This window comes from Thermopolyspora flexuosa (assembly GCF_006716785.1).
Lineage (GTDB): Bacteria > Actinomycetota > Actinomycetes > Streptosporangiales > Streptosporangiaceae > Thermopolyspora > Thermopolyspora flexuosa.
On the sequence record NZ_VFPQ01000001.1, the window covers coordinates 2,901,107 to 2,926,196 of the forward strand.

At 72.8% G+C, this 25,090-nt stretch carries 23 protein-coding genes; 10 read left to right on the top strand and 13 right to left on the bottom strand.

The window, feature by feature from the left end; all coding sequences use genetic code 11:
• Positions 1-36 precede the first annotated feature (36 nt).
• Entirely contained in the window at positions 37-1,128 is a 1,092-nt protein-coding gene (locus FHX40_RS12270) for an aldo/keto reductase (protein ID WP_142259726.1), read from the top strand.
• Between the two features lie 2,073 nt (positions 1,129-3,201).
• Here FHX40_RS12270 and FHX40_RS12275 read toward each other — a convergent pair.
• The 3 genes from FHX40_RS12275 to FHX40_RS12285 all read right to left on the bottom strand — a co-directional run bounded on the left by FHX40_RS12275 (position 3,202) and on the right by FHX40_RS12285 (position 5,591).
• Positions 3,202-3,762 carry a DinB family protein gene (locus FHX40_RS12275; protein WP_142259727.1) on the bottom strand — a complete coding sequence of 187 codons (561 nt, stop codon included), beginning with the start codon at positions 3,760-3,762 and terminating at the stop codon, positions 3,202-3,204.
• 92 nt (positions 3,763-3,854) lie between these two features.
• On the bottom strand, positions 3,855-4,607 hold the full coding sequence (locus tag FHX40_RS12280; RefSeq protein WP_142259728.1) for an SDR family oxidoreductase: 753 nt from the start codon (positions 4,605-4,607) through the stop codon (positions 3,855-3,857).
• 528 nt (positions 4,608-5,135) lie between these two features.
• Positions 5,136-5,591, bottom strand: coding sequence for a DoxX family protein (locus FHX40_RS12285; RefSeq protein ID WP_142259729.1), 456 nt, complete (start codon positions 5,589-5,591; stop codon positions 5,136-5,138).
• Between the two features lie 84 nt (positions 5,592-5,675).
• On the opposite strand from FHX40_RS12285, the gene FHX40_RS12290 reads away from it, so the two are divergent.
• Positions 5,676-6,275, top strand: a complete 600-nt coding sequence (locus FHX40_RS12290; RefSeq protein ID WP_229788242.1) for a TetR/AcrR family transcriptional regulator — start codon at positions 5,676-5,678, stop codon at positions 6,273-6,275.
• Positions 6,276-6,311: 36 nt separating this feature from the next.
• Here the strand turns inward: FHX40_RS12290 and FHX40_RS12295 are convergent, their stop codons facing one another.
• The gene (locus FHX40_RS12295) at positions 6,312-6,740 is read right to left on the bottom strand and encodes a hypothetical protein (protein WP_142259730.1); all 429 of its coding nucleotides are present in this window, start codon (positions 6,738-6,740) and stop codon (positions 6,312-6,314) included.
• A 421-nt stretch (positions 6,741-7,161) separates the two neighbouring features.
• Positions 7,162-7,602 carry a hypothetical protein gene (locus tag FHX40_RS12300; RefSeq protein ID WP_142259731.1) on the bottom strand — a complete coding sequence of 147 codons (441 nt, stop codon included), beginning with the start codon at positions 7,600-7,602 and terminating at the stop codon, positions 7,162-7,164.
• A gap of 261 nt (positions 7,603-7,863) precedes the next feature.
• Between FHX40_RS12300 and FHX40_RS12305 the strand changes: the two genes are divergently transcribed.
• Entirely contained in the window at positions 7,864-9,387 is a 1,524-nt protein-coding gene (locus FHX40_RS12305; RefSeq protein WP_142259732.1) for a serine/threonine-protein kinase, read from the top strand.
• A 13-nt stretch (positions 9,388-9,400) separates the two neighbouring features.
• Here FHX40_RS12305 and FHX40_RS12310 read toward each other — a convergent pair whose 3' ends face one another.
• On the bottom strand, positions 9,401-10,135 hold the full coding sequence (locus tag FHX40_RS12310) for an FHA domain-containing protein (RefSeq protein WP_211350242.1): 735 nt from the start codon (positions 10,133-10,135) through the stop codon (positions 9,401-9,403).
• A gap of 574 nt (positions 10,136-10,709) precedes the next feature.
• Between FHX40_RS12310 and FHX40_RS12315 the strand changes: the two genes are divergently transcribed.
• Positions 10,710-11,054 (top strand): SPW repeat protein, encoded by a 345-nt coding sequence (locus tag FHX40_RS12315; RefSeq protein WP_142259734.1) that lies wholly within the window; start codon positions 10,710-10,712, stop codon positions 11,052-11,054.
• Complete coding sequence (locus FHX40_RS12320) at positions 11,009-11,683, top strand: TetR/AcrR family transcriptional regulator (protein WP_244941595.1); 675 nt, start codon at positions 11,009-11,011, stop codon at positions 11,681-11,683. The genes FHX40_RS12315 and FHX40_RS12320 overlap by 46 nt, the downstream gene beginning before the upstream one ends.
• Positions 11,684-11,749: 66 nt before the next feature.
• On the opposite strand, the gene FHX40_RS12325 is transcribed toward FHX40_RS12320, so the two are convergent.
• Together FHX40_RS12325 and rpsD are read right to left on the bottom strand one after the other, a co-directional pair.
• Positions 11,750-12,466, bottom strand: coding sequence for a cysteine hydrolase family protein (locus FHX40_RS12325; RefSeq protein ID WP_142259735.1), 717 nt, complete (start codon positions 12,464-12,466; stop codon positions 11,750-11,752).
• A gap of 102 nt (positions 12,467-12,568) precedes the next feature.
• Positions 12,569-13,183, bottom strand: a complete 615-nt coding sequence (rpsD, locus tag FHX40_RS12330) for a 30S ribosomal protein S4 (protein WP_142259736.1) — start codon at positions 13,181-13,183, stop codon at positions 12,569-12,571.
• An 82-nt stretch (positions 13,184-13,265) separates the two neighbouring features.
• Between rpsD and FHX40_RS12335 the strand changes: the two genes are divergently transcribed.
• Positions 13,266-14,087: a DUF2470 domain-containing protein gene (locus FHX40_RS12335; protein ID WP_142259737.1), complete on the top strand. Its 822-nt coding sequence runs from the start codon at positions 13,266-13,268 to the stop codon at positions 14,085-14,087.
• 27 nt (positions 14,088-14,114) lie between these two features.
• Here the strand turns inward: FHX40_RS12335 and FHX40_RS12340 are convergent, their stop codons facing one another.
• Entirely contained in the window at positions 14,115-15,284 is a 1,170-nt protein-coding gene (locus FHX40_RS12340) for an ROK family transcriptional regulator (RefSeq protein WP_142259738.1), read from the bottom strand.
• A 168-nt stretch (positions 15,285-15,452) separates the two neighbouring features.
• On the opposite strand from FHX40_RS12340, the gene edd reads away from it, so the two are divergent.
• The 4 genes from edd to FHX40_RS12360 all read left to right on the top strand — a co-directional run bounded on the left by edd (position 15,453) and on the right by FHX40_RS12360 (position 20,343).
• Positions 15,453-17,309, top strand: coding sequence for a phosphogluconate dehydratase (edd, locus tag FHX40_RS12345; protein WP_142259739.1), 1,857 nt, complete (start codon positions 15,453-15,455; stop codon positions 17,307-17,309).
• The gene (locus FHX40_RS12350) at positions 17,306-18,376 is read left to right on the top strand and encodes a glucokinase (protein WP_142259740.1); all 1,071 of its coding nucleotides are present in this window, start codon (positions 17,306-17,308) and stop codon (positions 18,374-18,376) included. Before edd ends, FHX40_RS12350 begins: the two co-directional genes overlap by 4 nt.
• A 127-nt stretch (positions 18,377-18,503) precedes the next feature.
• A complete protein-coding gene (gene eda, locus FHX40_RS12355) occupies positions 18,504-19,115 on the top strand; it encodes a bifunctional 4-hydroxy-2-oxoglutarate aldolase/2-dehydro-3-deoxy-phosphogluconate aldolase (protein ID WP_142259741.1) in 612 nt (203 codons plus the stop codon).
• Between the two features lie 307 nt (positions 19,116-19,422).
• A complete protein-coding gene (locus FHX40_RS12360; protein WP_142259742.1) occupies positions 19,423-20,343 on the top strand; it encodes a transglutaminase-like domain-containing protein in 921 nt (306 codons plus the stop codon).
• Here the strand turns inward: FHX40_RS12360 and FHX40_RS12365 are convergent.
• From FHX40_RS12365 to FHX40_RS12380, 4 genes are all read right to left on the bottom strand, one after another.
• The gene (locus FHX40_RS12365; protein WP_142259743.1) at positions 20,333-21,358 is read right to left on the bottom strand and encodes a LacI family DNA-binding transcriptional regulator; all 1,026 of its coding nucleotides are present in this window, start codon (positions 21,356-21,358) and stop codon (positions 20,333-20,335) included. The genes FHX40_RS12360 and FHX40_RS12365 overlap by 11 nt on opposite strands.
• A 27-nt stretch (positions 21,359-21,385) precedes the next feature.
• The gene (locus FHX40_RS12370; RefSeq protein ID WP_142259744.1) at positions 21,386-23,011 is read right to left on the bottom strand and encodes a glycoside hydrolase family 13 protein; all 1,626 of its coding nucleotides are present in this window, start codon (positions 23,009-23,011) and stop codon (positions 21,386-21,388) included.
• 172 nt (positions 23,012-23,183) lie between these two features.
• On the bottom strand, positions 23,184-24,086 hold the full coding sequence (locus FHX40_RS12375; protein ID WP_142259745.1) for a sugar ABC transporter permease: 903 nt from the start codon (positions 24,084-24,086) through the stop codon (positions 23,184-23,186).
• Positions 24,086-25,087 (bottom strand): carbohydrate ABC transporter permease, encoded by a 1,002-nt coding sequence (locus tag FHX40_RS12380; protein ID WP_142259746.1) that lies wholly within the window; start codon positions 25,085-25,087, stop codon positions 24,086-24,088. The genes FHX40_RS12375 and FHX40_RS12380 overlap by 1 nt, the downstream gene beginning before the upstream one ends.
• Positions 25,088-25,090 lie beyond the last annotated feature (3 nt).

Sequence of the window (25,090 nt, forward strand, 5' to 3'; positions counted from 1 at the left end):
GCGGTCATGATGGTCGCGACGCTGAGGAAAGGACGCATGATGCAGGAATGGAACCCGACCAGGCGGGAGCTCTTTAAGGCCGGGGGCGTCGGCGCCGCCGCGGCCATGTTGCCGTCCACGGTCGCGACCGGGGCCGCCGCCTCCTCTCCCTCTCCGGACCCCTCCCCGGAGCGGGACGGCCTGATCACCAGGGCCATTCCGAAGACCGGGGAGCGGATCCCCGTGATCGGCCTTGGCACGTTCATGACGTTCGACACGGTGTCCGACCGGGGGCGTGAGCGCCTAAAGAGGGTGGCGCAGGAGCACTGGCGTGCCGGCGGGCGGGTGTTCGACGTGTCGCCGCTGTACGGACGGTCGGAGATCAATCTCGGTGACTTCATCTCCGAGATGGGGATCAGCGACCGCGCCTTCCTGGCCAACAAGGTCTGGTCGACCGGCGAGTACCTGTGGGACGACAGCCACGCCGAGTCGAACCTGCGCCGGTCGATGCGGCGGCTGTCGCGGCGGCGGCCGATCGACCTCATGCAGTGCCACAGCCTCACCAACGTGGACGTGGTCGTCCCGCTGCTGCACGCGTGGAAGAAGGAGGGCCGGGTCCGCCTGATCGGGGTCACCCACCACGAGCCGGCCTACTTCGACCTGCTGGCGGACTGGGTACGGCGCGGCGACCTCGACTTCGTCCAGGTGCACTACTCGATCCACACCCGCGTGGCCGAGGAGAAGGTGCTCCCGGCGGCCCGGGAGACCGGGACCGCGGTGCTGGTGAACATGGCGCTGGAGAAGGCGCGGCTGCACGCCGTGGTCGGGAACCGGCCGGTGCCCGACTTCGCGCGTGAGTTCGGCATCGAGACCTGGTCGCAGTTCTTCCTCAAGTGGGTGATCTCCAACCCGGACGTGACCTGCGTCATCCCCGCCACCTCGAACCCGGACCACCTGGCCGAGAACGTGCGCGCCATGCGCGGCCCGCTGCCGGACCCGGACACCCGGGAGCGCATGGTCCGGTACATGGAGGGGATCGAGGGCTTCGACCAGATCGCGAGCATGCCGTGGTACCCGGGCAAGTCGTACCGGGGCCTGGTCTCCCGCGCCCAGCAGGCCATCGACGCCCGTAGCCCCTGGCCCAGCTGACCCACCCCGAATCCGGCACGGCCGACCGCGCGAGCGGTGCCACGGGAGCCGTGACGGAACGCTGACCTGCCGCTCTTCGGGCGGCTGACCGACTCACCCGTTTCGAGCCGCAGAGCCGCAGCACCAGGACGGCCTCCCTTCTCCGGTGCCGTCCACCCGAACACGCACCGGCCATCGACCTGCCCCGATCGTCCAGGTCGCGCCGGTACCGATCCATCCACCCCGCAACCCGCGATCCGCCGGCATGGGCCGGTTTCCCCTCTGCCACGCTGCCGCCGCGGATCGCACCGAGACGGCCGGTACGCGGACGCGTGCTCGGTCTCTGGACAGAGGACGGCCACGCCCGGGCACGGGAAAGCGATCGGCCGGATCCGCAATCGGCCCCCGGGGATCCGGCCGGTATCCCCGGCCTCGCCGAGTCCTTCACCGCCCGTGTGAGCGGGCGAGGCGCCCCCGCGCCCGAAGGCGCCGGGGGCCCGTCACCGGTCCATTCCCGTACGAGGCGGTCGCCTCCGCTGAGGCCCGCCTCGCCGACGCCCCGCGCGGCACGCGGGGGCACGGCCTCGGCCGCCACCGATTCCCTCGCCATGGCCGACGAACGCGTCGTCACCGGGCGCGACGCCGGCGAGGGCCGGTCCGCCGGTGGCGGCCGCAGGCCGGATCGCCGGTAGGGCGTCGGCGTCGGTAAGGGGGGAGGGGTTCGTCCCACCCGGGCGGGCGGGTGGACGAACCCGCGGGCCGTTCGACCGGCTGATCCGGTACACCTACTCGGGCGGATGCGGTGTACCGGGACGTGGCGATCAGCCGGTGCCGGGCCCGCAACGCCGCCGGGCGGGACGCATCCCCCGCCCGGCGGTTCCCCGCCGCTCCCCCGGGTGCCGGGCATATCCCCCTGCAACCGACCCTCGCGATCGCTTCGCCTGACGTTGTCCGGGACGGTGTACGCCCGGGCCACCGTGCCGCGCTCGACGGCCATCCCTGCACGACCGCAGGTCACAGCCGAAGAGTGATGCGAGAACGGCGCTCGCGAGCCGCCCGGTGATGGCCGAGCACCATGCCCAGGGCGACCGGATCGCGATCGGACCGGCACCGCACAGCGCCGGGTATCGCAACCAACAGGACGTCGTCGGCGGATGCCGGGTGCCCTTGGTGACCTCTCGTCCCGATCGCGACCCGGTTGGCGCCCATGATCCAGGCAAGGTCCTGCCGAACCCTGCGACGCGAGCAGCACACCGAACCACTTGGCGAGGTTGCCGATGGTGGCGCCCGTGTTCGTCAGGTCCTGCCGCAGCGTCCCGAGCATGGGTATCGCCGCCATGACCCCACCGGTGGCCACCGCCCGACAGCGGCAAGGTACGGCACGCCGAAGCCGCCGCAGACAGCCCGACAAGCCACCCCAAGGCGACGCCAAACCGTCATACACCACAGGCAGGCCGACACAACCGAACCGGCGACGAGTGCGGCGATCGCGATCCGACCGGCGCCGAACAGCGCCGGCTATCGCAACCAACAGGACACCGGCAGCAGATGCCGCGTGACCTCTGTCAACACTCGCCCCGACGAGCGGCCACCGCCCGCCAGCGGCAAGGTACGGCACGCCGAAGCCGCCGAAGACGGCACGACAAGCCACCCCAAGGCGACGCCAAACCGTCATACGCCACAGGCAGGCCGACACAACCGAACCGGCGACGAGTGCGGCGATCGCGATCCGACCGGCGCCGAACAGCGCCGGCTATCGCAACCAACAGGACACCGGCAGCAGATGCCGCGTGACCTCTGTCAACACTCGCCCCGACGAGCGGCCACCGCCCGCCAGCGGCAAGGTACGGCACGCCGAAGCCGCCGAAGTCGGCACGACGAACCGCCCGAAGGCGGCACTGATCGTCATGCGTCACGGGCAGGTCGGCACGACCGCCTCGGATGAGTGCGGTGATCGTGATGGGGTCGGGCGACGCGTCCGTGACCGACACCGTTGCGGCGAAGCCTGTCGCCGGGGCCGCCCGTGGCCTGCAACCGCGGCACGCCCGCCCCCGTCACACGGTCGCCCGGGCACCCGGCGGGCGCGTGGGCCGTTCAGCCCTGGGACTTGGCGCCGTCGAGGGACTCGCGGATGATGTCGGCGTGCCCGGCGTGCTGAGCGATCTCGGCGAGGATGTGCAGGACCACGCGGCGGGCCGTCCACTTCTCGCCCTGCGGGAACCACGGCGCTTCCGGCAGCGGATGCGCGACGTTCAGGTCGGGCAGGGTGGCGATGATCTCGTCCATGCGGCGCGCCGCGGCCTCGTAGTCCTCGAGCACGCCCGCGAGGGTCTCCTCCGGCCCCAACTCGAACTGGGCGGCGAACTCCGCGAAGTCCTCCTCGGTCATGTCGGCGAAGTTCTTTATCGCCGACGGTCCTTCCAGGATGAAGTTCGCCCACTGGCGCTCCATCGCGGCGACGTGCTTGATCAAGCCGCCGAGGCACAGCTCGCTCGCCGTGGTCCGCATCCGGGCCTGCTCGTCGGTGAGATCGCGGGTGGTGTACCGCAGCAGGTCCCGGTGCCGGGCCAGCGCCGCCAGCAGATCGGCCCGTTCCGGGTCCAGCACGGTCGCCCCGGACGTTGCGGTCCCGCCGTTCGGCCTCTCGACGGTCATGTCTACCTCCTTCGTCGGGTACCGCCACGGTAACGACGGCGACCGACATTTCCGGGGCCGTGGAACCGCCGCTCGCGGGCCGACGCGGAGGGTTATCCGCCGCGGGTACGGCCCGGCCAGTCGGCGTACCTGATCTCGCCGAGTACGGCGCCCTCGCCCGGCACCAGGGAGCCCTCCTCCGGCACGGCGCCGAACAGGCGGGCGTGCGGATCCGTGACGACCTCGCGCGGGTCGTGCCACGTGCGCAGGACCTGACGGAAGAACTCGTCCATGCGGAACCGCTCGGGGCCGGCGATCTCGACCGGGCCGTTCAGCGGGGACTCCACGGCGATCCGGGTGAGCACCCGCGCGACGTCGTCGCACGCGACCGGCTGGAAGGCGACGGGCGGGACGCGGACGGTGCCGTCCTCGGTGGCCGCGTCGGCGATGCTCGGCACGGTCTCGAACAGCTGGGTCGCCCGCACGATCGAGAACGGGATCGGGGACTCCTCGATCAGCCGCTCCTGCGCGGCCTTCGCCCTCAGGTAGCCGCTGCCGGGCAACCGGCCGGTTCCCACGGCCGACAGCGCGACGTGGTGGCCCACACCCGCCTTCTCCTCGGCGGCGAGCAGGGTGCGGGTGGAGGTCTCGAAGAACTCGAGTACCTCCGCGTCCGCGAAGCCCGGCGGGTCGGAGGCGTCGATCACCACCGAGGCGTCCTTCAGCGCCTGCTCGAGCCCGCTGTGGGGGAGGGTGGTGACGCCGATTCCCGGATACGCCGCGATCGCCTCGTGCCCGCGTTCACCGAGCCTCGCCATGACCTTCCAGCCGATCAGCCCGGTGCCGCCGACGACAACGATCTTCATGACGGCTCCCGTCCGCCGAATATCACCTTCTCTCCCCAGCCAACTCCGACCAACCTCGCATCATTGGACGCTAACCCCCAAAATTGAGCAAAGTTCCAATGCATGTGGGCAAAATGATCGCCCCAGAAAAGAGCCGGCTCCCTTTCGATACCGACCTCGAACCACGGCCACGGACACCGACGATCCGCCCGGGTTGACGCTGTTACTCGAGACAGTGATCACTGCGCGCCTCCCCCACGCCCTGCTCGCCACCGTGCGCTACGCAGCGCTCGCCGGCTCCGTCGCGGGCATCGGCCTGATCGCCCCCGCCTCGGGCGGACCGCGATCGAGGCCGACACCCGGTACCACACCAGCGGCACCGCCGACGGCCGCAGGGTGGGCGTCCGGCCCATGAGCCTGCGGGTCGGCCCGGCCCGCGAGGCGGCCTGGTTCACCGGCCCGGCCGCCGTACCGCACATCAAGATCTTCGAGGTGAGCGGCCGCGTCGCGTCGTGAGAGCCCGGCCCGGGACCCCGTGCCGGGCCGGGCTCAGAGCGCGGCGGCGACCGCGGCGCCGATGAACACCGCCTGCAGCACCGTGCGGAGCGGCAGCGGGGTCGGTGGCCTGCCGCGGAGCGGGACGCCGCGGCGCGCCGCCGACACGTTCGCCGGGAACATCGCGGCCATGAGCAGGGCCAGCCCCGCCGCGGCGTACGGCGCGGCCGCCGGGACGAGCAGGGCGACGGCGCCGCCGAGCTCGAGCACGCCGGTGACGGTGACGAGCAGGTGCGGACCCGGCAGGCCGGGGCGGGCCAGCGCGGGCGGGATCATCGCGGCGAGGTCGTCGCGCCAGCCGGGCAGGAAGTGCACCACGCCGGTGACCGTGAACATCACGGCGAGCCCGGCCCGGAGCGCGGGCCGCATGCCGTCCAGCGCGTCGATGCCGGCGATACCGAGCAGGCGGGCGATCACGGTTCCGGCGACGAGGGCGATCAAGGGGGCCATCCGTCCCTCCAATCTTGTCATTGTCAAGATTGAGGTTCGCGACACATCTTGTCAACGACAAGATAGGATCGGATGTGTTGATCTTTGTCGGGGGCAAGGGGGTGCCACATCACCACGTCGGGTTACCACCACGGCAACCTGCGCCGCGCCATCATCGACGCGGCCCTGGAGGCGATCGGCGAGAACGGGCCCACCGGCTGGAGCCTGCGCGGGCTCGCCCGCCGGGCGGGGGTCTCACACGCGGCCCCCATCCACCACTTCCGCGACAAGACCGGCCTGCTCACCGCGATCGCCGCCGAGGGCTACGAGCTGTTCGCCGACGCGCTGGAGCGGGCCGCCGACGACTTCCTCGAGGTGGGCGTGGCCTACGTGCGGTTCGCCATCACCCACCGGCCGTACGTGCTGGTGATGTTCCGGCCCGAGCTGTACCGCGCGGACGACCCGCAGGTGGCCGCGGCGCGCGAGCGTGCGGCGGCCGTGCTCCGCAGCGGTGCCCGCGCCCTGGCGCCGGACGCCGCGCAGGAGCGCGCGTTCACCCTCGGCGCCTGGTCCGCCGTGCACGGCTTCGCCGAGCTGTGGCTGAACGGCGCCCTCGCGGAGAGCGTGGAGGGCGAGGCGGAGTCCCTCGCCCGGACCATGCTCCAGGCGATCTTCCTGCGTGGGTCCCGCGACGGCGCGTCCTGACGCCGCCGCGGGACTCTCCACCCCCGCGTGTTCCGGCTACCACCAGGCGGTGGAGTTGGCCGGACGGCACCGCGACGTCAGATCGGTCACGACGCAGGCGCGGTAGGCGTGACCTTTCTTCCTCCGGTAACCCGGCGTGTGGCCGAGCGCTCGGGCACTGCGGAGGCTGTCGTGGTCCGGCACCCGGTCCCCGTCCACGTCCACCTCGAAACGGATGTAGTCCCCCAGCCTGGCGTGACGCAGACGTCCCCACACGTACGTCGCGCCGTTGCACGTGCCGGCACGAAGCTCGACGACGCGGCCGCCGACCGTGGCCTGCTGCACCGTCCGCACGCCCCTGCACGATCGCTCCGGCTCGTCCACCCAGGACCCGGCCTGCGCGGGCACCGCGGTGAGCGGTACGGCCAGCGCCGCGACCGTGACGAGACCCGCCAGGAAACCAGAGGTACGACCCTTCGCTGACATCCCCTTTTCCCTTTTTCTTCCGCCTGATCCGCTGTCCGGCGAAATGTCGATAACGCCTTCGGCGTCACCATGGGAAGGTGCGCGCCATGCCTTGGAACGCTGCAAACAGGAAGCTTATCGGACAGCGTCGATCGACCGGCCAAGGTGCATGTGATGGCGACATCTCACGCGAGCGGCCGCTTTCGGCCGTGGAAGCCAGGGAAAACAAGCAGGAAATCATCACAAGCTATTGATAAATGCGATTATCCCGACATATTCGATGGCTCGGTGGTCGATGGCCGCGCGGCGTCTCCGTGGCGAGCGCGACCGAGGCGACGCGGCGTGCCGCGCGGGCCGTACCCCAGGAGATCGCCGGCCACCCGCGCGGGTCCCGCGGCGGCGTCGCGCGCTCCGCCGCGGGACCCCGGCCCAGGTGGTCCGGCTACCACCAGGCGGTGGAGTTGTTCGGGGTGCAGGGCTGCGAGTCGCTGGTGACGAAGCAGGCGCGGAAGGCGCGCCGCGAGCCCGACGCGGTCGGATAGGCCGCCGTGTAGTTGCGGTGCCGGGCGAGGCGGACCGAGTGGCCGTCCGGGATCCGGTCCCCGTTGATGTCCACCTCGAACCGGATGCGGTCCGGCAGCCAGGAGACGAAGCCGCGGATACGCCCCCAGCCGTACTGCTTGCCGTTGCAGTTGCCGTAGCGGACCTCGACGGTGCGCCCGGAGATCACGGCGCTCCGCGCGGTCTGGTGGTTGGTGCACGTGCCCGGATCGTCCAGCCACGGGGTGCTGGCCTGCGCGGCCCCCGGGGCGAGCGGTACGGCGAGGGCCGCGACCGTGACGAGACCCGTCAGGAGACCGGCGGCACGCTTCCGTACTGACATACCCTTTTCCCCTTTCTCCGGCTCGGCCGATAATCGCCGGTTAATCCCCGGCGCGACCATGGAAAGCGTGCCGCCGAAACGCGGAAGGCCACAACCAGAGGGTTATAGAGCGGGAGCGGTTGACCGGCGGATGGTAATCTGCTAGCGATGGTTCGCACATTCATTGATCATGGGGTGGATGAATCGCGAAGGAAAAGCAGCGAAATTGACCGGAAATTGGTTCAGGTCAGCAATCGTTCGTCTTTAGCTGGCAAGCCCGAAATGTCGGAAGCAGCGGACACGGCGGGGTGGGCCCTCCGGGTGCCGACCGGCTACCGCGTCGGCGACTGGGAGGTGGTCCGCCCGATCGCGACGGGAAGCTGGGCGAGCGTCTACGAGGGCCGGCGCGTCGGCGACCGGGACACAAGCGATCTTCCCGGCGACATGCCCGATCGGGCCGCGCTGAAGTTCCTGCCGACCGGCACGCTCAGCCCACGGCAGCTCAACCACCTGGCCGAGATGGCCTCCCGCGAGCTGCGGGCGCACCGCAGGCTCCGCCACCACCGGCTCATCCGGTTCCACCACACGCTCGTGGTCGACGACCCGGACCACCCCGAGCTCGACGGCGCGGCCGTCATCGTGATGGAGCGGGCCATCGCCTCGCTCGCCGACCTGCTCGCCCGGGCGGAGGGCGGCCCGGTGCCCGACGCGGCCCGCTACATCGTCGAGATCTGCGAGGGACTCGCCTACCTGCACGACAACGGCTGGATCCACGGCGACCTGAAGCCGAGCAACGTGCTGGTGATGCCCGACGGCTCGGTACGGCTCGCCGACTTCGGCCTCGCCGCCGAGCTCGACGGCACCCACGCGTACCTGCCGCCCGGCGGCTCCTTCGGCTACATGGCCCCCGAGCGCTGGGAGGAGCCGCTCACCGAGCACGGCACCCGCTTCCGCACCGCCTCCGACATCTGGGCCCTCGGCGTCACCGCGTACCAGCTGCTCAGCGGCCGCATGCCGTTCCCGGGCGCCTCGCCGCGGGCCCGCGCGGCCCAGGCCGCACGGTACGCCGCGGGCGACGGCGACCTGCTGTTCCCCGAGTCCGTTCCGCCGGGCTGGCGGGAGTGGCTCACCGACTGCCTCGCGCCCGATCCCGCGCGCCGCCCCGGCGCCGCCGAGCTGCTCGAGCGCGCGCGGCGGTCGGCGGCCGACCCGGACCGCGCCCAGGCCCGGCCCCGGCCGCGCCGCCGCCAGGCGCTCAGCCGGACCCTCGCCCTGGCCCTCGGCGTCGCGCTGCTCTGGCCGATCACGCCCGGCGCCCCGCGGCCACCCGGTCCCGACCTGCCGCTGCGCGCGGACTCCGACGTCCCCGCCGAGTACCGCGAGGCGATCGTCGCCGCGGCGTACTGCCGGGACAAGGTCCCGGAGGTGACCCCCGCGCTGCTCGCCGCGAGCCTGAAGGCGCTGAGCGACTTCGACCCCACGCTCACCGACCCGGCCAAGGACGAGTACGGCATCGCCCGATGGACCCCGCGCGTGCTGCGGCACTTCCTGCCCGAGAGGCAGCGGCCGCAGGCGGACAAGCTGGTCTACGACCCGTACGTGTCCATCCACTACATGGGCACGTACATCTGCACGCTCGCCCCGCGGGTGCTCCACTTCGCCAAGGACCCGGTGGACCGCCAGATCCTCGCCGCCACGATCTTCCAGTCGAACACCCGCGACATGGTCGCCGCCCGTGGCGTGCCGTCCTACGCGCGGTGGTACGCCGACAAGGTCAGGGAGTACCTCCCGCGGTACACGCCGTAGCGCCCGCTCGTGGTCAGCGCCGCCGCGGGAGCCGGGGCAGCAGGTCGAGGTGCTCGGCCCGCACCAGGTCGAACCGGAGCGCCACCGAGACCAGCGCGGCCCGCTGCCAGTCGGCCCTCCCGCCGCCGCTCGGCTCCTTCACCCGCAGCTTCTCGCGGGCGAGGTAGTCGATGTGGAAGTTGACCGCCGCCCGGCTCAGCCCGGCGCACTCCGGATGCCCGGCGAGCCGCTCGAGGATCTGCGGCACCGTGGGGATCACCGGCGACGACGGGTCGCGCAGCCGCGGCTCGCACAGCGCCACGAGGATGAGGAAGTACTTCGCGGTCTCGTCGAGCGGGAACGCCGACAGCGTCTCCTGCTCGCCGGGCACCGCGACCGCCGAGGCGTACACGTGCTGCGGGGCGAACACGAGAAACGAGACGGTCGGGTGCGCCGCGGGCAGGATGACCCGGGAGAACTCGTACGGCACGGGCGCGTTCAGCCGCCCCGGCGGGATTTTGATGAACTCGCCCCCGCCCTCCGGGTTCTCCACGTTGTAGGTGGTGTTCCGGCTCAGATTGCTGATCGTCCAGAAATCGTCCACCGCCCGGATTTTCCCGGCCACCCGCGGCACCGCCGGATCGTCGATGACGATGTTCGCCCGGGCGTCGATCGCGGTACGGCTGCGCCCGAACAGGATCTCCTCGCCGGGCTTGAGCTCGATCACGTCGAACTGCAGCCGATCGCCCGCGCAGGGCTGAATCACCACCGTCCGCATCGTGGCCGTCGCCTCCACTCGCGAACCGAAAGAATCCCCGGCGGAGATTATCAGGCGAAATCCCGCGCCACGGGAAAACGGCGGGCACCGGCGCTCGATCCTGAAAACGAAATTACGATAATTCGTGATAATCCAGCCGCTTTTCGTCCGCTTCACGGCCGGGCCGGGATGCGGGCGGACCACCAACATCGCGGCGGCCGTGGTGGGCGGGCGCCCGGTGAGGCACGTCCGCCATCCGCGGCGGGTCCGGCGAGGCCGACCGGGGTATGCGGCCTCCCGGGCCGGTGCCGCTCACTGCCGCCGAGGTGGTCACGGCCGAGGGGGATCGGCGGCACCGCCCGCCGCGGCGATGGGCCACCCCCGCCGCCGTACGCCACCGGGCGGACGTACCGGCTCGCACCCTCACGCGAGCCCGGCGGCACGGCAGGGTGCGCGGCCGGGCCGTACCGGCCCTCACATGTCCCGATCCGGTCAGGTGAATCTCGCCACAACGGAAATTGACCGGCCGGTCAATCAAGGCGCAAGGTCGAGGCAGGCAGGTCCCCCCGTCGCCTAGGAGGTCGCTATGCAGGCATCACGAACGTCGGACATCGTCGCGCTCGTCGCCGGGCTCGTGGCGGTGGTCGCCACGTTCATCTGGGCCGCGGGGGCGGACGCCGCCGCGCAGCCGCTGCTGATCCTCGGCGCGCTGCTGGTGGTGTCGTCGCTGTGGTCGCTGCTCGGCGCGGGCGGCGCCAGCTCCTGGGTCACCGCCGCGTTCGGCGCGCTGCTGTTCCTCTCCCCCTGGGCGTTCGGCTTCACCGGCGACATGGCCGCCGCCTGGACGGCGTGGATTACCGGGGGCGTCACCGTTATCGTCGGGCTGTGGGCAGCCCTGCAGAGCAAGAGCGGCACTCCGGCGCACGTGTGATCCCGTCGTCCGTCTGGTCCCGGGCCCGCAGGCGGCCCGGGGCCGGCCGCAGGCGCGGCAAGAGCACGGACAACGGTGACGAACGCGACGCCCGCACCCGGATCCTCGACGCCGCCGAGGAACTGTTCGCGGTCGCCGGTTACGAGGCGACCGCGACCGCCGAGATCGCCAAACGCGCGGGCGTCCCCAAAGGGCTGGTCTTCCACTACTTCCCGCGCAAGATCGACGTGCTCGTCACGCTGGTGCAGGAGCGCACCGGCGTCGAGGAGCTCGACGATGACGACGTCGCCGCCGAGCCGCCCCACGACCCGGCGGCGATGCTCGCCCGGCTCGCGCGCCGCGTCCCGCTGCGCGCCTCCCCCGCGATGCGCCGCATCCTGTTCCGCGAGGCCGACACCCACCGCACGGTCCGGGAACGGCTCGGCCACCTCAACCGCGAGATCGCGCGCCGCGCCCGGTTCGCGCTCGAGCTCGCGCTGCCCGGGGCGCGCGGCGACGCGGCCCGCCTGGAGGCCGCCGCCGCCACGTTCGCCGTGGTCCTCCTCTACCAGGAGAACCTCGCCCACCTCACCGGCGAGCGCATCGACCCCGACGTGCTCGCCGACCTCATCACCAAGGCCCTGGGCTGACGTCCGCCGCCCACGGCGGCACGCCGTACCGCGGCCCGGGCCGGAGAGCCGCCCGACCGCCCGGCGTCACGCCCCCGCCCGGCCGGGAAGGCCCGGCGTGGCCGGTGACTCCGGGCCGCCCGGTGCCGCCGGGCCCGTCGCGGTCAGCCGCTCGACGATCTCCTCGGCGGTCAGGACGAGCGCGAAGCCCTTGCGCAGTACGGCGAGCTCGTGCTCGTGGCGGGACTCGTCGTCGGTGGCGGTGACGTCGGAGCCGAAGACGACCAGGTACCCGCGCTCGTAGGCCTGCCGGGCGGTCATGCCGCAGCAGTAGTTGGTGAGCGTGCCGGTCACGATCACGGTGTCCCGGCCGAGGTTGCGCAGGATCGAGTCGAGCGGGGTCTCGTAGAAGGCGCCGTACGAGGGCTTGCGGATGAGGACCTCGTCGTCCCGGTAGCCCATCTCCTCCCAGACCTCGGCCGGCGCCGGGCGGCGCCAGTCGGTGTCGCCGTGCGGCAGGTAGCGCAGCGCGTGCGGGCGGTCGAGCCCGAGGTGGGTGTCGTCGAAGATGGTCCAGATCACCGGGACGCCGAGCTCCCGGCAGCGCTCGACGAGCCCGCGCAGCCGCGGGGCCATGCGGGTGGCGGCCGGCACCCAGAACGGGCTCCACTCGGGCCGGACGAACTCGTCCTGCATGTCGATCACGAGCAGCGCCGAGCGTTCCGCGCGGACCTCGAACGTCGCGCGCCCGTGCTCGTAGGCCTCCTTCGCCCGCGCCGTGACCCATTCCTCGGTGTAGATCATGGCCCACCTCGCCGCATCGCTCGTGTGTTCGATTGAGCACGATAACGCACCGCCCGCCCGTCTGGGTGGCGGCCGCTTCGCCGGGGACGCGGCAGGCCGGGATCAGCGGGAGTAGTGCTCGACGATGAGCTGCTCGTCGACCGGGACCGCGATCTCCTCGCGCTCGGGGCGGCGCAGCAGGGTGAACCGCAGCTCGCGGAGGTCGACGTCGAGGTAGGGGGCGGGGCGCTCGTCGGCGTGGATGCCCTCCGCCGCGGCGACGAACGGCTGCCTGCCGCGCGACCGCTCGCGCACGCTCACCGTCTGGCCGGGCTTCACCAGGTAGCCGGGGTAGCTCACCTTGCGGCCGTCCACGCGGATGTGGCCGTGGGTGACGTACTGCCGGGCCGCGTAGATCGACGGGGCGATGCCGGAGCGCAGCACGAGCGAGGCGAGCCGGGTCTCGAGCAGGGTGACCAGCTCGGCGCCGGTACGGCCGGGGCGGCGCCTGGCGAGCTCCCAGTAGCGGCGCATCGCCCGCTCGGACACGTCGTAGTACCAGCGCAGCTTCTGCTTCTCCAGCAGCCGGGTGCCGTAGTCGCCCATGCCCCGCCGGTTCGTCTTCCGCCCGTGCTCGCCAGGCGGGTACGGCCGGGCCTCGAAGTAGCGCACCGCCTTGCGGGTGAGCGGCACGCCGGCCCGCCGGGACAGCCGGACCTTGGGACCTGTGTAGCGCATGGCGACCTCTTTGTGGTTAGGTAAGTCTTACTTAACTTAGGTAAGCCTAACCTACTGCCAGTTATGCCGTGAGGAGAGCCCAATGCGCCAGCCCGTCGTCGCCGGTCCGCCGACGCCCGAACGCGTCCGCACCCTCGCCGCGCTCGCCGCCCCGACCCACGTCTCGATCACGGGCTCGGCCCTGCCCGCCGGACCGGCGCGCGGCGGCGTGGACGAGCTCGGCCGCCCGGTCCTGCTCGTCAAGCCCGGCGAGCCGCTCCACCTGCTCGCCCCGGGCGACGAGGCCGTGGTCACCGTCGACCTGAGCTGTGTGCGCGACCTCGGGGGCGTCGCGCGCCCGCGCGGGCTGCTGAAGGTGCAGGGCTGGGCCCGGGCCGTGCCCGGGGAGGACGCGCGGAAGGCCGCGATCGCGATCGCCGAGCGCTGCCCGGACGAGGACCTGTTCACCGCGCTGGAGCGGCCCGGTGAGCCGGACGCGCCGCGGCTGCTCCACATCGACGTCGGCTTCGTCGTCCACCTCACCGCGCAGGAGACCGGCGTCCTCGACGCCGAGGCCTACAACGCGGCCGAGCCCGACCCGTTCCTGCACGACGCCGAGCGCCTGCTCCACCACGTCAACAGCGCGCACCGGGACACGCTGGGGCCGGTGGCGGCCCGCCTGCTCGGCCGGCCGGTGGGCGAGGTGTGGCTGTGGGAGCTCGACCGCTACGGGGTCACCTTCCGGGAGGAGACCGAGGAGACCACGCTGATCCGCGTGCCGTGGCCGTCCCCCGCGGCGAACCGGCACACCCTCGAGCACGCCCTGCACCGCGTGCTGTGCGGACGGACCCCGGCGGCCGCGGCCACCTACCACGGCGGCGCGCTGCGGCGGCGCCTGGAGCGCCCGGGCGACCGGGAGCGCTGAGGGCGGGCGCGCCCCGCGCCACCGGGCTCAGCGTGGGGCGTCCACCGCCTCGGCGGACAGCACGTGGTCGATGGCGAGCAGCGCGCAGCCCGCGATGCCCGCGGCCGGGCCGAGCGCGCTGCGCTCGATGCGCAGGCTGCGGGTGGCCAGGGCGGTGGACCGGCTGTAGACGACCTCGCGCACCGCCGACACCAGCGGCTGGAACGCCTCCACCACGTCCCCGCCGAGCACCACCACGGCGGGGTTGAGCAGGTTGACCGCGCTCGCCACCACCTCGCCGAGCAGCCGCCCGGCGCGCCGTACCACGGCCATGGTCTCCGCGTCGCCCGCGCGCACCAGGGCGACCGCGTCGGCGAGCGAGGACACGTCGCGGCCGCGGGCGCGCAGGTCGCGCAGGATCGCGGTGGCGCTCGCCACCGAGTCGACGCAGTCGGTGTTGCCGCACCGGCACAGCACTCCCCCGCCGTCCCGCACCGGGATGTGCCCGATCTCCCCGGCCGCGCCGAGCGCGCCGCGCAGGATGCCGCCGCCCGCGATCACCCCCGCGCCGATACGGGTGGACACCTTCACGAACAGCAGGTCGTCGTACTGGTCGGCGTACACCTTGCGGTGCTCGCCCATCGCGATCACGTTCACGTCGTTGTCGACGAACACCGGCACGTCGAACCGCTCCCGGATGAGCGGCGGGATCGCGATGCCGGTCCAGTTCGCCATCACCCGCACGCTCTCGGTGCGGCCCGCGGCGAACTCCACGATCGCGGGCACCCCCATGCCCACCCCCCACACGTCGGAGGCGGGCCGGTCGCCGAGCAGGTCGGCCCAGATGTCCATGATCAGCGGCAGCACGACGTCCGGCCCCCGCTCCACGTCGATCTCCTGCTCCACGGTGGCGAGCGGCTCGCCCGCCAGGTCGCACACCGCGAGCTGGGTACGGCTCGCGCCCACCGAGGCGGCGAGCACCACGCCGGCCGAGGCGTTGAAGGCGAGCCGTACCGGCGGGCGGCCCCCGGTGGAGGGGCCGTCGGCGCGCTCGACCACGAGGCCGCGGCGCAGCAGCTCGCCGACGCGGAGCGCGACGGCGGGCCGGGACAGCCCCGTGACGCGCCCGATGTCGGCGCGGGTGACGGCCTCGCCGCTGCGGATCAGCTGGAGCACATCTCCGCTGGTGGCGAGGGCGGTGGCGGTTCGTCGCGTCATGACCGGTCCCGAAGAGTCGGTGACGATCAAGTCAACCATATCCCCGGTTCCGTAACGGACGAGCCCCACTTTTGTCATAGGGAATTACCAAAGTCCGCTTGTGCGAAGCGAAACTCGGCGCTAATGTCCCGATCGTCCCTTGTTTCGTGCTTTGGGGGGAGCAGAGCGATGAACCCGACGGTCGCCGAGGTGACCCGCCGCCTCACCGAGCGCAGCCGCGCCACCCGGGCCGCCTACCTGGAGCGGATCACCGCCGCCGGGGAGGAGGCCAGGCGGCGCGGACCCGCCCGCGGCGAGTTGCCCTGCGCCAACCTCGCCCACGGGCTCGCCGCCTGCTCGCCCTTCGACAAGCTCGCGCTGCGCGGCGCGTCCCGTCCCGGCGTCGCGATCGTCACCGCGTACAACGACATGCTCTCGGCGCACCAGCCGTACGAGACCTACCCGCGGGCGCTGAAGGCGGCCGTGCGGGAGGCGGGCGGCGTGGCCCAGGTCGCGGGCGGGGTGCCCGCGATGTGCGACGGCATCACCCAGGGCCGGGCCGGCATGGAGCTGTCGCTGTTCAGCCGGGACGTGATCGCCATGTCCACCGCGATCGCGCTGTCCCACGAGATGTTCGACGCGGCGCTGCTGCTCGGCGTGTGCGACAAGATCGTGCCCGGCCTGCTCATCGGAGCGCTCCATTTCGGCCACCTGCCCGCACTTCTCGTCCCGGCCGGGCCGATGCCGAGCGGGCTGCCGAACAAGGAGAAGGCGCGCGCCCGGCAGGCGTTCGCCGAGGGCCGGATCGGCCGCGACGAGATGCTCGACGCCGAGCTGCGCTCCTACCACGCGCCCGGCACCTGCACCTTCTACGGCACCGCGAACTCCAACCAGGTGCTCGTCGAGGTGATGGGCCTCCACCTGCCGGGGGCGACGTTCGTCAACCCCGGCACCCCGCTGCGGGAGGCGCTCACCGCGGCGGCCGGGCGGCGCGCGGTCGAGATCACCGCGCACGGCGACGAGTACACGCCGATCGGCCGGGTGATCGACGAGAAGGCGATCGTCAACGCGGTGGTCGCGCTGCTCGCCACCGGCGGCTCCACCAACCACACCCTGCACCTGATCGCGATCGCCGCGGCCGCCGGGATCGAGCTCACCTGGGACGACTTCGCCGACCTGGCGAAGGTGACCCCGCTGCTCACCCGCATGTACCCCGGCGGCGAGGCGGACGTGAACCACTTCCAGGCCGCGGGCGGCATGGCCGTGCTCATCGGCGAGCTGCTCGACGCCGGGCTGCTCCACCGGGACGTGCTCACCGTCGCCGGGCCCGGGCTCGACCGCTACCGGTGCGCGCCCGTGCTCAAGGAGGGCGAGCTCGTCTGGGAGGAGCGCGTCGCGGGCAGCACCGACACCGCGGTGCTGCGGCCGGTCGCCGACCCGTTCGCGCCGGACGGCGGCATCCGCATGCTCTCCGGCAACCTCGGCCGCGCGGTGAGCAAGGTCTCCGCGGTCAGGCCCGAGCACCTGGTGATCGAGGCCCCGGCGCTCGTCTTCGACGACCAGGCCGACCTGCTCGCCGCGTTCCAGGCGGGCGAGCTCGACGGACGCGACTTCGTGGCGGTGATCCGCTTCCAGGGCCCGGCCGCGAACGGCATGCCCGAGCTGCACAAGCTCACCGCGCCGCTGGGCGCGCTGCTCGACCGCGGGCAGCGGGTGGCGATCGTCACCGACGGCCGCATGTCCGGGGCCTCGGGCAAGGTCCCCGCCGCGATCCACCTGTCCCCCGAGGCCGCGCGCGGCGGCCCGCTCGCCCGCGTCCGCGACGGCGACCTCATCCGGGTCGACTCCGCCGCCGGCACGCTCGACGTGCTCGTTCCCGCCGCCGAGTTCGCCGCGCGGGAACCCGCGCCGCTGCCCGCCGGGCGCACCGAGGCGGGCTGGACGGGGTCCGGAAGGGAGCTTTTCTCCGCGCTACGCCGTACCGTTGGACCGGCCGAAGAAGGCGCGGGCGTATTCGCCCTGAGCGGTGGAGAAAGTCGCGAATGAGGGTTGACCGAACGAGGCTTAGCGCAGTCCCGACCGAGGAGAGTCCCTGGCTGGTCGCCGACATCGGCGGCACCAACGCCCGGTTCGGCCTGGTCCGCCGGCCGGGCGGCCCGCCGGAGGCGGTCGCCGTGCTGCCCGGCGCCGAGTACGACGGGCTGCCCGACGCCGTAGCCGCCTATCTCGAGCTGTACGGGGGCGGAGTGCGGCCGGGGGCCGCGTGCCTGGCGATCGCCGGCCCGGTCGACGGGGACCGGTACCGGCTCACCAACGCCGGCTGGCACGGATCCGTGCGCGACCTGGGCATCCCGCACGCGTTCCTGCTCAACGACTTCGAGGCGCTCGCGTTCTCGCTGCCCTTTCTCGCCGGGGACGACCTCACCCCGCTCGGGGGCCCGCCGCCCACGGCGCGCATGGTCAAGGCGGTGCTCGGACCCGGCACCGGGCTCGGCGTGGCCGGGCTCGTCCCGGCGGGCGACGGGTGGGTGCCGGTGCCCGGCGAGGGCGGGCACGTCTCGCCCCCGGTCGTCACCGAGCTGGAGATCGCGGTGGTGCGGGCGCTGCGCGCCGACGGCATGCCGTACGTGGACGCCGAGCACCTCATCTCCGGGCCCGGGTTGACCCGGCTGCACCGCGGCCTCGCCCTGGTGAACGGCGTCACCACCGAGTCCCCGCACGCCTCGGAGATCGTCGCCAGGACCGACGATCCGCTGTGCGCGCAGACGGTCGAGGTGTTCTGCGGCATGTTGGGAACGTTCGCCGGGAACGTGGCGCTCACCTTCGGCGCGCGCGGCGGCGTCTACCTCGGCGGCGGCGTGCTGCCCAGGATCGCCGACCGGCTGCGCGCGAGCGACTTCCGCCGCCGCTTCGAGGCGAACCCGGTGCTGTCCGACTTCCTCGCCGGGATCGCCACCTGCCTCATCGTCGCCGAGCAGCCCGCGCTCGCGGGCGCCGCGGCCTGGCTCGCCCAGCGGCTGTCCCACCCCGGCGGCCAGGACGCCGAGGACCCCGTCGGGGCCGTCCGCGCGGGTGACGGCGCGGCGCGGTCGCGGCGGGCGAGGGCGACCTGACGCCCGCGCGCCGGTGCGGAACGTTCCGGCGCCCCGCAGGTGACCCGCCGGCGTCCCGGTCGGCACCCTCGTCCGACAGTCGTCCCGCTCCCCGCGCGCGGCGGGGAGCGTTCCCAAGGGAGATCGCATGAGCCTGCTCGATCTGGCCCCCGTGATCCCGGTCGTCGTGATCGACGACGTGGCGCGGGCGGTGCCGCTCGCCCGCGCGCTGCTCGCCGGGGGCCTGCCCGTGATCGAGGTCACCCTGCGCACGCCGTGCGCCACGGCGGCGATCGAGCGCATCGCCGCCGAGGTCCCCGACGCCATCGTCGGCGCGGGCACCGTGCGCACCCCCGACGACGTGGCCGCCTGCGTGCGCGCCGGGGCGCGCTTCCTCGTCTCCCCCGGCACCACGCCGGACCTGGTCGAGGCGATGCTCGACAGCGGCCTGCCGTTCCTGCCCGGGGCCGCCACGGTCTCCGAGGTGATGGCGCTCGCCGAGCGCGGGCTGCACGAGCAGAAGTTCTTCCCGGCCGAGGCCGCCGGGGGCGTGCCGTACCTGAAGGCGCTCGCGGGCCCGATCCCGGACGTGCGGTTCTGCCCGACCGGCGGCATCGGGCCGCGGAACGCGCCGCAGTACCTCGCCCTGCCGAACGTCGGCTGCGTGGGCGGCTCGTGGCTCACCCCCGCCGACGCCATCGCGGCCGGCGACTACGGCCGGATCGAGAAGCTCGCCCGGGAGGCGGCGGCGCTGCGCTGACCGCCATCGCCGCCGAGCGGCGGGACCGGTGCCGGGATCAACGGGGGCCGGCACCGGCCCCGGCCCCGTGGAGGAAGGCGCGCGGCGATCCCGCGCGCCTTCCTCCACGAAACTTTCACGCTCCTTTCACACCGGCTTTCACGCTCCTGTGGCGCTCCTCCCCTCGCCGGGCGGCCGACGGCGGCCGGCACGGGACGCCCATCCGCACGCCTCCGCGGCGATGGTCTGGAATTTTCTTCGAGAAATCTGCCAGGCTGATGGGCCGACGACCGATCTCTTTCAACCGATTCGTTGCGGAGCTTCCCTCATGTCGTCTCGCTCGCTCGCCCCGGAAGAGGCCGCCTTCTACACCGCGCAGAGCGTCTTCTCCGATCCCGGCGTCTTCGCCCCGCGCTACGCCGACCTGCCCGCCGAGCCGGTACGGCTCGCCGAGGCGGCCCGCGGCCTGTTGATCCACCGTCTCGAGGGCGGGATCTTCGGCTACGAGATCCCGCGCGACCGCCTCCACAAGGACGCCGAGACCCGCTACGTCGACGACATCCTGCGGATCATCCTCGACCGCGACGACGCCCCGCTGCACCGGCCCCGCGCGATCGCCGACCGGTTCGTCGGCGTGTGCCGCGACTTCGCGCTGTTGTTCTGCTCGTTCCTGCGCCACGTCGGTGTGCCCGCCCGGCTGCGTATCGGGTTCGCCGACTACCTCGGCCCGGCCGGTCTCCACTACGACCACGTGGTCACCGAGTACTGGGACGCCGACCGCGGCTGGCTGCTGGCGGACGCGCAGCTGCTCGATCCCCGGGTCGCCGCCGCACACGGCATCGATTTCGACCCCATGGACGTGCCCCGCGACCGGTTCCTCGTCTCCGGCGTCGCCTGGCGGAGCGTCCGCGCGGGCGAGGCCGATCCGGACACCTTCGGGCTGACCGAGGTGGGCACCGGGGAATGGTGGCTCCCCCGCAACGTCCGGCTCGACCTCGCGGCGATCAACCGGGCCGAGACGCTGCTGTGGGACTGGTGGGGCCCCGACCCCGGCCCGTTCGGCACGATGACCGACGCGCTCCGGGAGCTGTTCGACGAGGCCGCCCTGCTCACCGGCGACGAGGTTCCGTTCGCCGCGGCCCGCGAGCGGTTCACCGCCCGCGACGACCTGCGCCCGCCGAGCACCGTGGTCACCTGGGGCCTGTACCACGGCCCGGCCGAGGTGACGCTGCGCTCCGCTAGCGGTTGACCAGCGGGCCCGAGCCGGTGGAGCCGCGCACCACCAGCTCGCACTGGAACACGAGCTCGACGTTGCGCGGCGGCTTGCCGTTGATCTCCTCGAGCAGCGAGGCGACCGCGGCCTGCGCCATCGCGTTGATCGGCTTGCGCACGGTGGTGAGCGGCGGATCGGTGAACGGGATGAGCGGGGAGTCGTCGTAGCCGACCACGGACACGTCCTGCGGCACGGACAGTCCCCGCTCCCGGGCCGCGCGGATCGCGCCGAGCGCCATCAGGTCGCTCGCGCACACGATGCCGGTGCAGCCGCGGTCGAGCAGCGCCCGCGCGGCGGCCTGGCCGCCCTCCACGGTGAACAGCGAGTCCTGGATCAGCTCGTCGCAGTCGGTGACGCCGAGCAGCTGCTCCATCGCCTCCCGGAAGCCCTCGATCTTCCGGATCACCGGGACGAACCGGCGCTGGCCGACCGCGATGCCGATGCGCTCGTGCCCGAGGTCGACCAGGTGCTGTACGGCGAGCCGCGCGGCGTGCCGGTCGTCCGGGGAGATGAACGGGGCCTTGATCGTCTCGTTGTAGCCGTCGACGAGCACGATCGGCAGGCCCCGGTCGATGAGGCGGTGGTAGCGCTCCATCCGGGCGGTGGTGGAGGCGTGCAGGCCGGAGACGAACACGATGCCGGTGACGCCGCGGTCGAGCAGCAGCTCGGTGTAGTCGTCCTCCTGCATGCCGCCCGGCGACTGGGTGCACAGCACCGGCGTGTAGCCGTGCCGGATGAGCGCCTTCTCCAGGGCCTGGGCGAACGCCGGGAAGATAGGGTTGTCCAGCTCCGGCGTGACCAGCCCGATCAGCCCGTTGCTGCGCTGCCGCAGCCGCGGCGGCCGCTCGTAGCCCATGATGTCGAGGGCGGTGAGCACCGCCTGCCGGGTCGCCGCGGACACGCCCGCCTTGCCGTTGAGCACACGGCTGACCGTGGCCTCACTGACCCCTGCTTGGGCGGCGATGTCGGCTAGGCGGGCGTGACCGGTCACGACCAATACTCTACGCACTCCGGGTGGTTACCCGCGGGTCCACCAAGCCGCCGCGTCCGGGGGGATCCGGACCGTGGATCCGTCGGTGGACACCGGCGCGCTGGCCAGCAGCGGCTCGCCGTACGCGGGCAGCTCGACCGGCTCGGGGCCGAGGTTCACCGTGCACACCAGCGTGCCCTCGCCGTCGCCGCCGCTCCGGGCGAACACCAGGGTCTTCGACGGGGAGTCCAGCCAGGTGAGGGTGCCCTCGCCGAGCTCGGGCCGCTCCCGGCGGATGCGCAGCGCGGTCCGGTAGAGCGACAGCATCGAGTTCGGGTCCTCCCGCTGGGCCTCGACGCTGAGCGCGGCCCAGGTGGTGGGCATGGGCAGCCAGGTGCGCTTCACGCCGGGCGGGCTGAAGCCGTACGGCGGCTCGCCGGGCGACCAGGGCATCGGCACCCGGCAGCCGTCGCGGCCGGCGTCCGGGCCGCGCAGCCGCTGCGGGTCCTGGCAGACCTCCTCCGGCAGGTCGAGCACCTCGGGCAGGCCGAGCTCCTCGCCCTGGTAGATGTACGCCGAGCCGGGCAGCGCGAGGGTGAGCAGCGCCGCCGCCCGGGCCCGGCGCAGGCCGAGCGCGCCGTCACCGTACCGGGTGACGTGCCGCTTGACGTCGTGGTTGGACAGCACCCAGGTGGTGGGCGCGCCGACCATGGCGGAGGTGGCGAGCGACGCGTCGATCACCTCGCGCAGCGCGTCCGCGTCCCAGTCGGCCGACAGGTAGTGGAAGTTGAACGCCTGGTGCAGCTCGTCCGGGCGCACGTAGTTGGCGAGCCGCTCGGGGGTGGGCGCCCACGCCTCGGCGACGCCGATCCGCTCTCCGGGGTAGGAGTCGAGCAGCCGCCGCCAGGACCGGTGGATCTCGTGGACCCCGTCCTGGTCGAAGTACGGCAGCACCTGGGTGCCGAGCATGCTGGTCTGCCCGGTGTGGCCGACGTCGGGCAGGCCGGGGGCCTTCACCATGCCGTGCGCGACGTCGATGCGGAAGCCGTCCACGCCGCGGTCGAGCCAGAACCGCAGGATCGACTCGAACTCGGCGCGCACCTCCGGGTTCTCCCAGTTGAGGTCGGGCTGGGCGGAGGCGAACAGGTGCAGGTACCACTGGCCGTCGGCGACCCGGGTCCAGGCGGGGCCGCCGAACACCGACTCCCAGTCGTTGGGGGGAAGCTCGCCGTTGGGGCCGCGGCCGTCCCGGAAGATGTACCGCTCCCGCGCCGGGGAGCCGGGCCCGGCGGCGAGCGCCTCCTGGAACCAGGGGTGCCGGTCGGAGGTGTGGTTCGGCACGATGTCGAAGATCACCTTGAGCCCGAGGGCGTGCGCGTCGGCGATCAGCCCCTCGGCGTCGGCGAGCGTGCCGAAGGTCGGGTCGACGTCGCGGTAGTCGGCCACGTCGTAGCCGAAGTCGGCCATCGGCGAGGGGTAGAACGGGGTGACCCACAGCGCGTCCACGCCGAGGTCGGCGAGGTAGCCGAGGCGGGAGCGCAGCCCCGGCAGGTCGCCGACGCCGTCGCCGTCGGCGTCCGCGAAGCTGCGGATGTACACCTGGTAGATCACCGCGGTGCGCCACCAGCCGGACCGGACGCGCTCCCGGCGTGCCTCGTCGAGCAGTTCGGTCATGTTCTCCCCCGATCTCTCAGGCAGTGGATTTCGGTTGGCACGGCGCGGACGGCACCCGGCCGGATCCCTACGGTGACGCGTTCCGCCCCCGCGGTTCTTCCCGCGGCCTTGCTCGCGGTTGATCTCGCGGTGCCGTACCGCGCCGTGCCCGACGGCCCCCTGGTCACGGCCGTCACGACTTGGTCGCGCCGGCGGTCAGGCCGGTCACGAGATGGCGCTGGACGAGCAGGAAGACGACGGCGGCCGGCACCGCGATCAGCACGGCGGACGCGGTGAGCAGGCCCCACTCCGCCTTGTGCTGCCCGACGAACTGGGCCAGGCCGACGGCCAGAGTGTACTTGTCGTCACCGGTCATGAACGCCGTGGCGTACGCGACCTCGGCCCACGCGGTGATGAACGCGTAGAACGCGGCCACGGCGAGACCGGGCTTCGACAGCGGCAGGATCAGCCGCCAGAAGGTGCCGAACGGGGTGAGCCCGTCGAGGCGGCCCGCCTCGTCGATGGAGACCGGAACCGAGTCGAAGTAGCCCTTCATCATCCACGCGCAGAACGGCACGGCCGAGGTGAGGTAGGCGATCACCAGGCCGGGGAGCTGGTTGATCAGGCCGAGCCCGGCCATGAGGTTGTAGATCGGCACGATCAGGATCGCCACCGGGAACATCTGCGTGACCAGCAGCATCCACATGATCGACCGGAAGCCGGGGAACCGGAACCGGCTCACCGCGTACCCGGTGCTCGCGGCGATGATCACGGCGATCACGGTGGTGAGCGCCGACACGAGCAGCGAGTTCGCCAGCCAGCGCAGGAAGGACGTCTCGGTCAGCACCTGGACGTAGTTGTCGAGCGTGGGGTCGGAGAACAGCTCGACCGTGGTCGACTGCCAGGCGTTCCGCGGCTTGATCGAGGTGAGGATGAGCCAGACCACCGGGAACACCGCGGCGAGGCTCGCTGCGATCAGCGTCAGGTGCAGCGCCGCCGAGGCGAGCGGGCCGCGCCGGAACCGCCCGTACGGCGGGCGGGCGTGGGCGCCCGCGGGGCGGGCCGGCGTGGCGGACGCGGTCGAGACGGCGGCCATCACCACACCTCCCCCTGCCGGTGCAGCGCCCGGCGGTAGACGGCGGCGAGCACGACGAGCAGCGCGAGGATCACCATGCCCCACGCCGCCGACCCGGCGTAGTCACGGATGCCCTCGAACGCCAGCCGGTAGGCGTACGTCACCAGGATCTCGGTGGACCCGCCGGGCCCGCCCCGGGTGACGAGGAAGATCACCGGGAACTGGTTGAAGGTCCAGATCGTGCCGAGCAGGATCACCGTGCTCGACACCGGCCGCAGCCCGGGCAGCGTGATGTGCCGGAAGCGCTGCCACGGCGTGGCGCCGTCCACCTCGGCGGCCTCGTGCAGCTCGCGCGGGATCGCCTGGAGGCCGCCGAGCAGGGCGAGCATCATGAACGGCACGCCCAGCCAGACGTTCACCACGATCACCGAGACCTTCGCCCAGAACGGGTCGTCGAGCCAGGCGATGCCGGGCAGCCCGGCGGCGCGCAGCATCGCGTTGACCACGCCGTAGTCGCCGTTGAGCAGGTACCGCCAGATGAACGCGGACACGAACGACGGCACCGCCCAGGGGAGCACGAGCATCACCCGGTAGAGCGCGCGCAGCCGCATCGGCCGGTTGAGCAGCATCGCCAGCCCGAGCCCGAGGCCGAAGTGGCAGGCGACGCAGACCACCGTCCACACCACGGTCCAGCCGAGGCGGGAGGCGAACTCCGCCGAGGTGAGGATGTCGGCGTAGTTGCGCAGCCCGACGAACTCGTAGCTGGCCGGGATGACGTTCATGCCGATCGTCCGGCCCATGTTCGCCTCGGTCGCGTCGGTGAGCGACAGGTAGACGCCGCGCAGCAGCGGGTACCCGACGAGCGCCGCGGTGACGATCACCACCGGGGCGCACATCGCCCACGCGTACCAGTGGGTGCTCAGCGCGCGCCGGAGCCGGCCCGGCGGCCGGGAGCCGGCGGTCGCCCGCCCCCGGCCGCGGGTCACGGCCGCGGCCGCGCCGTCGGCCAGATCGGTCGTCATCGG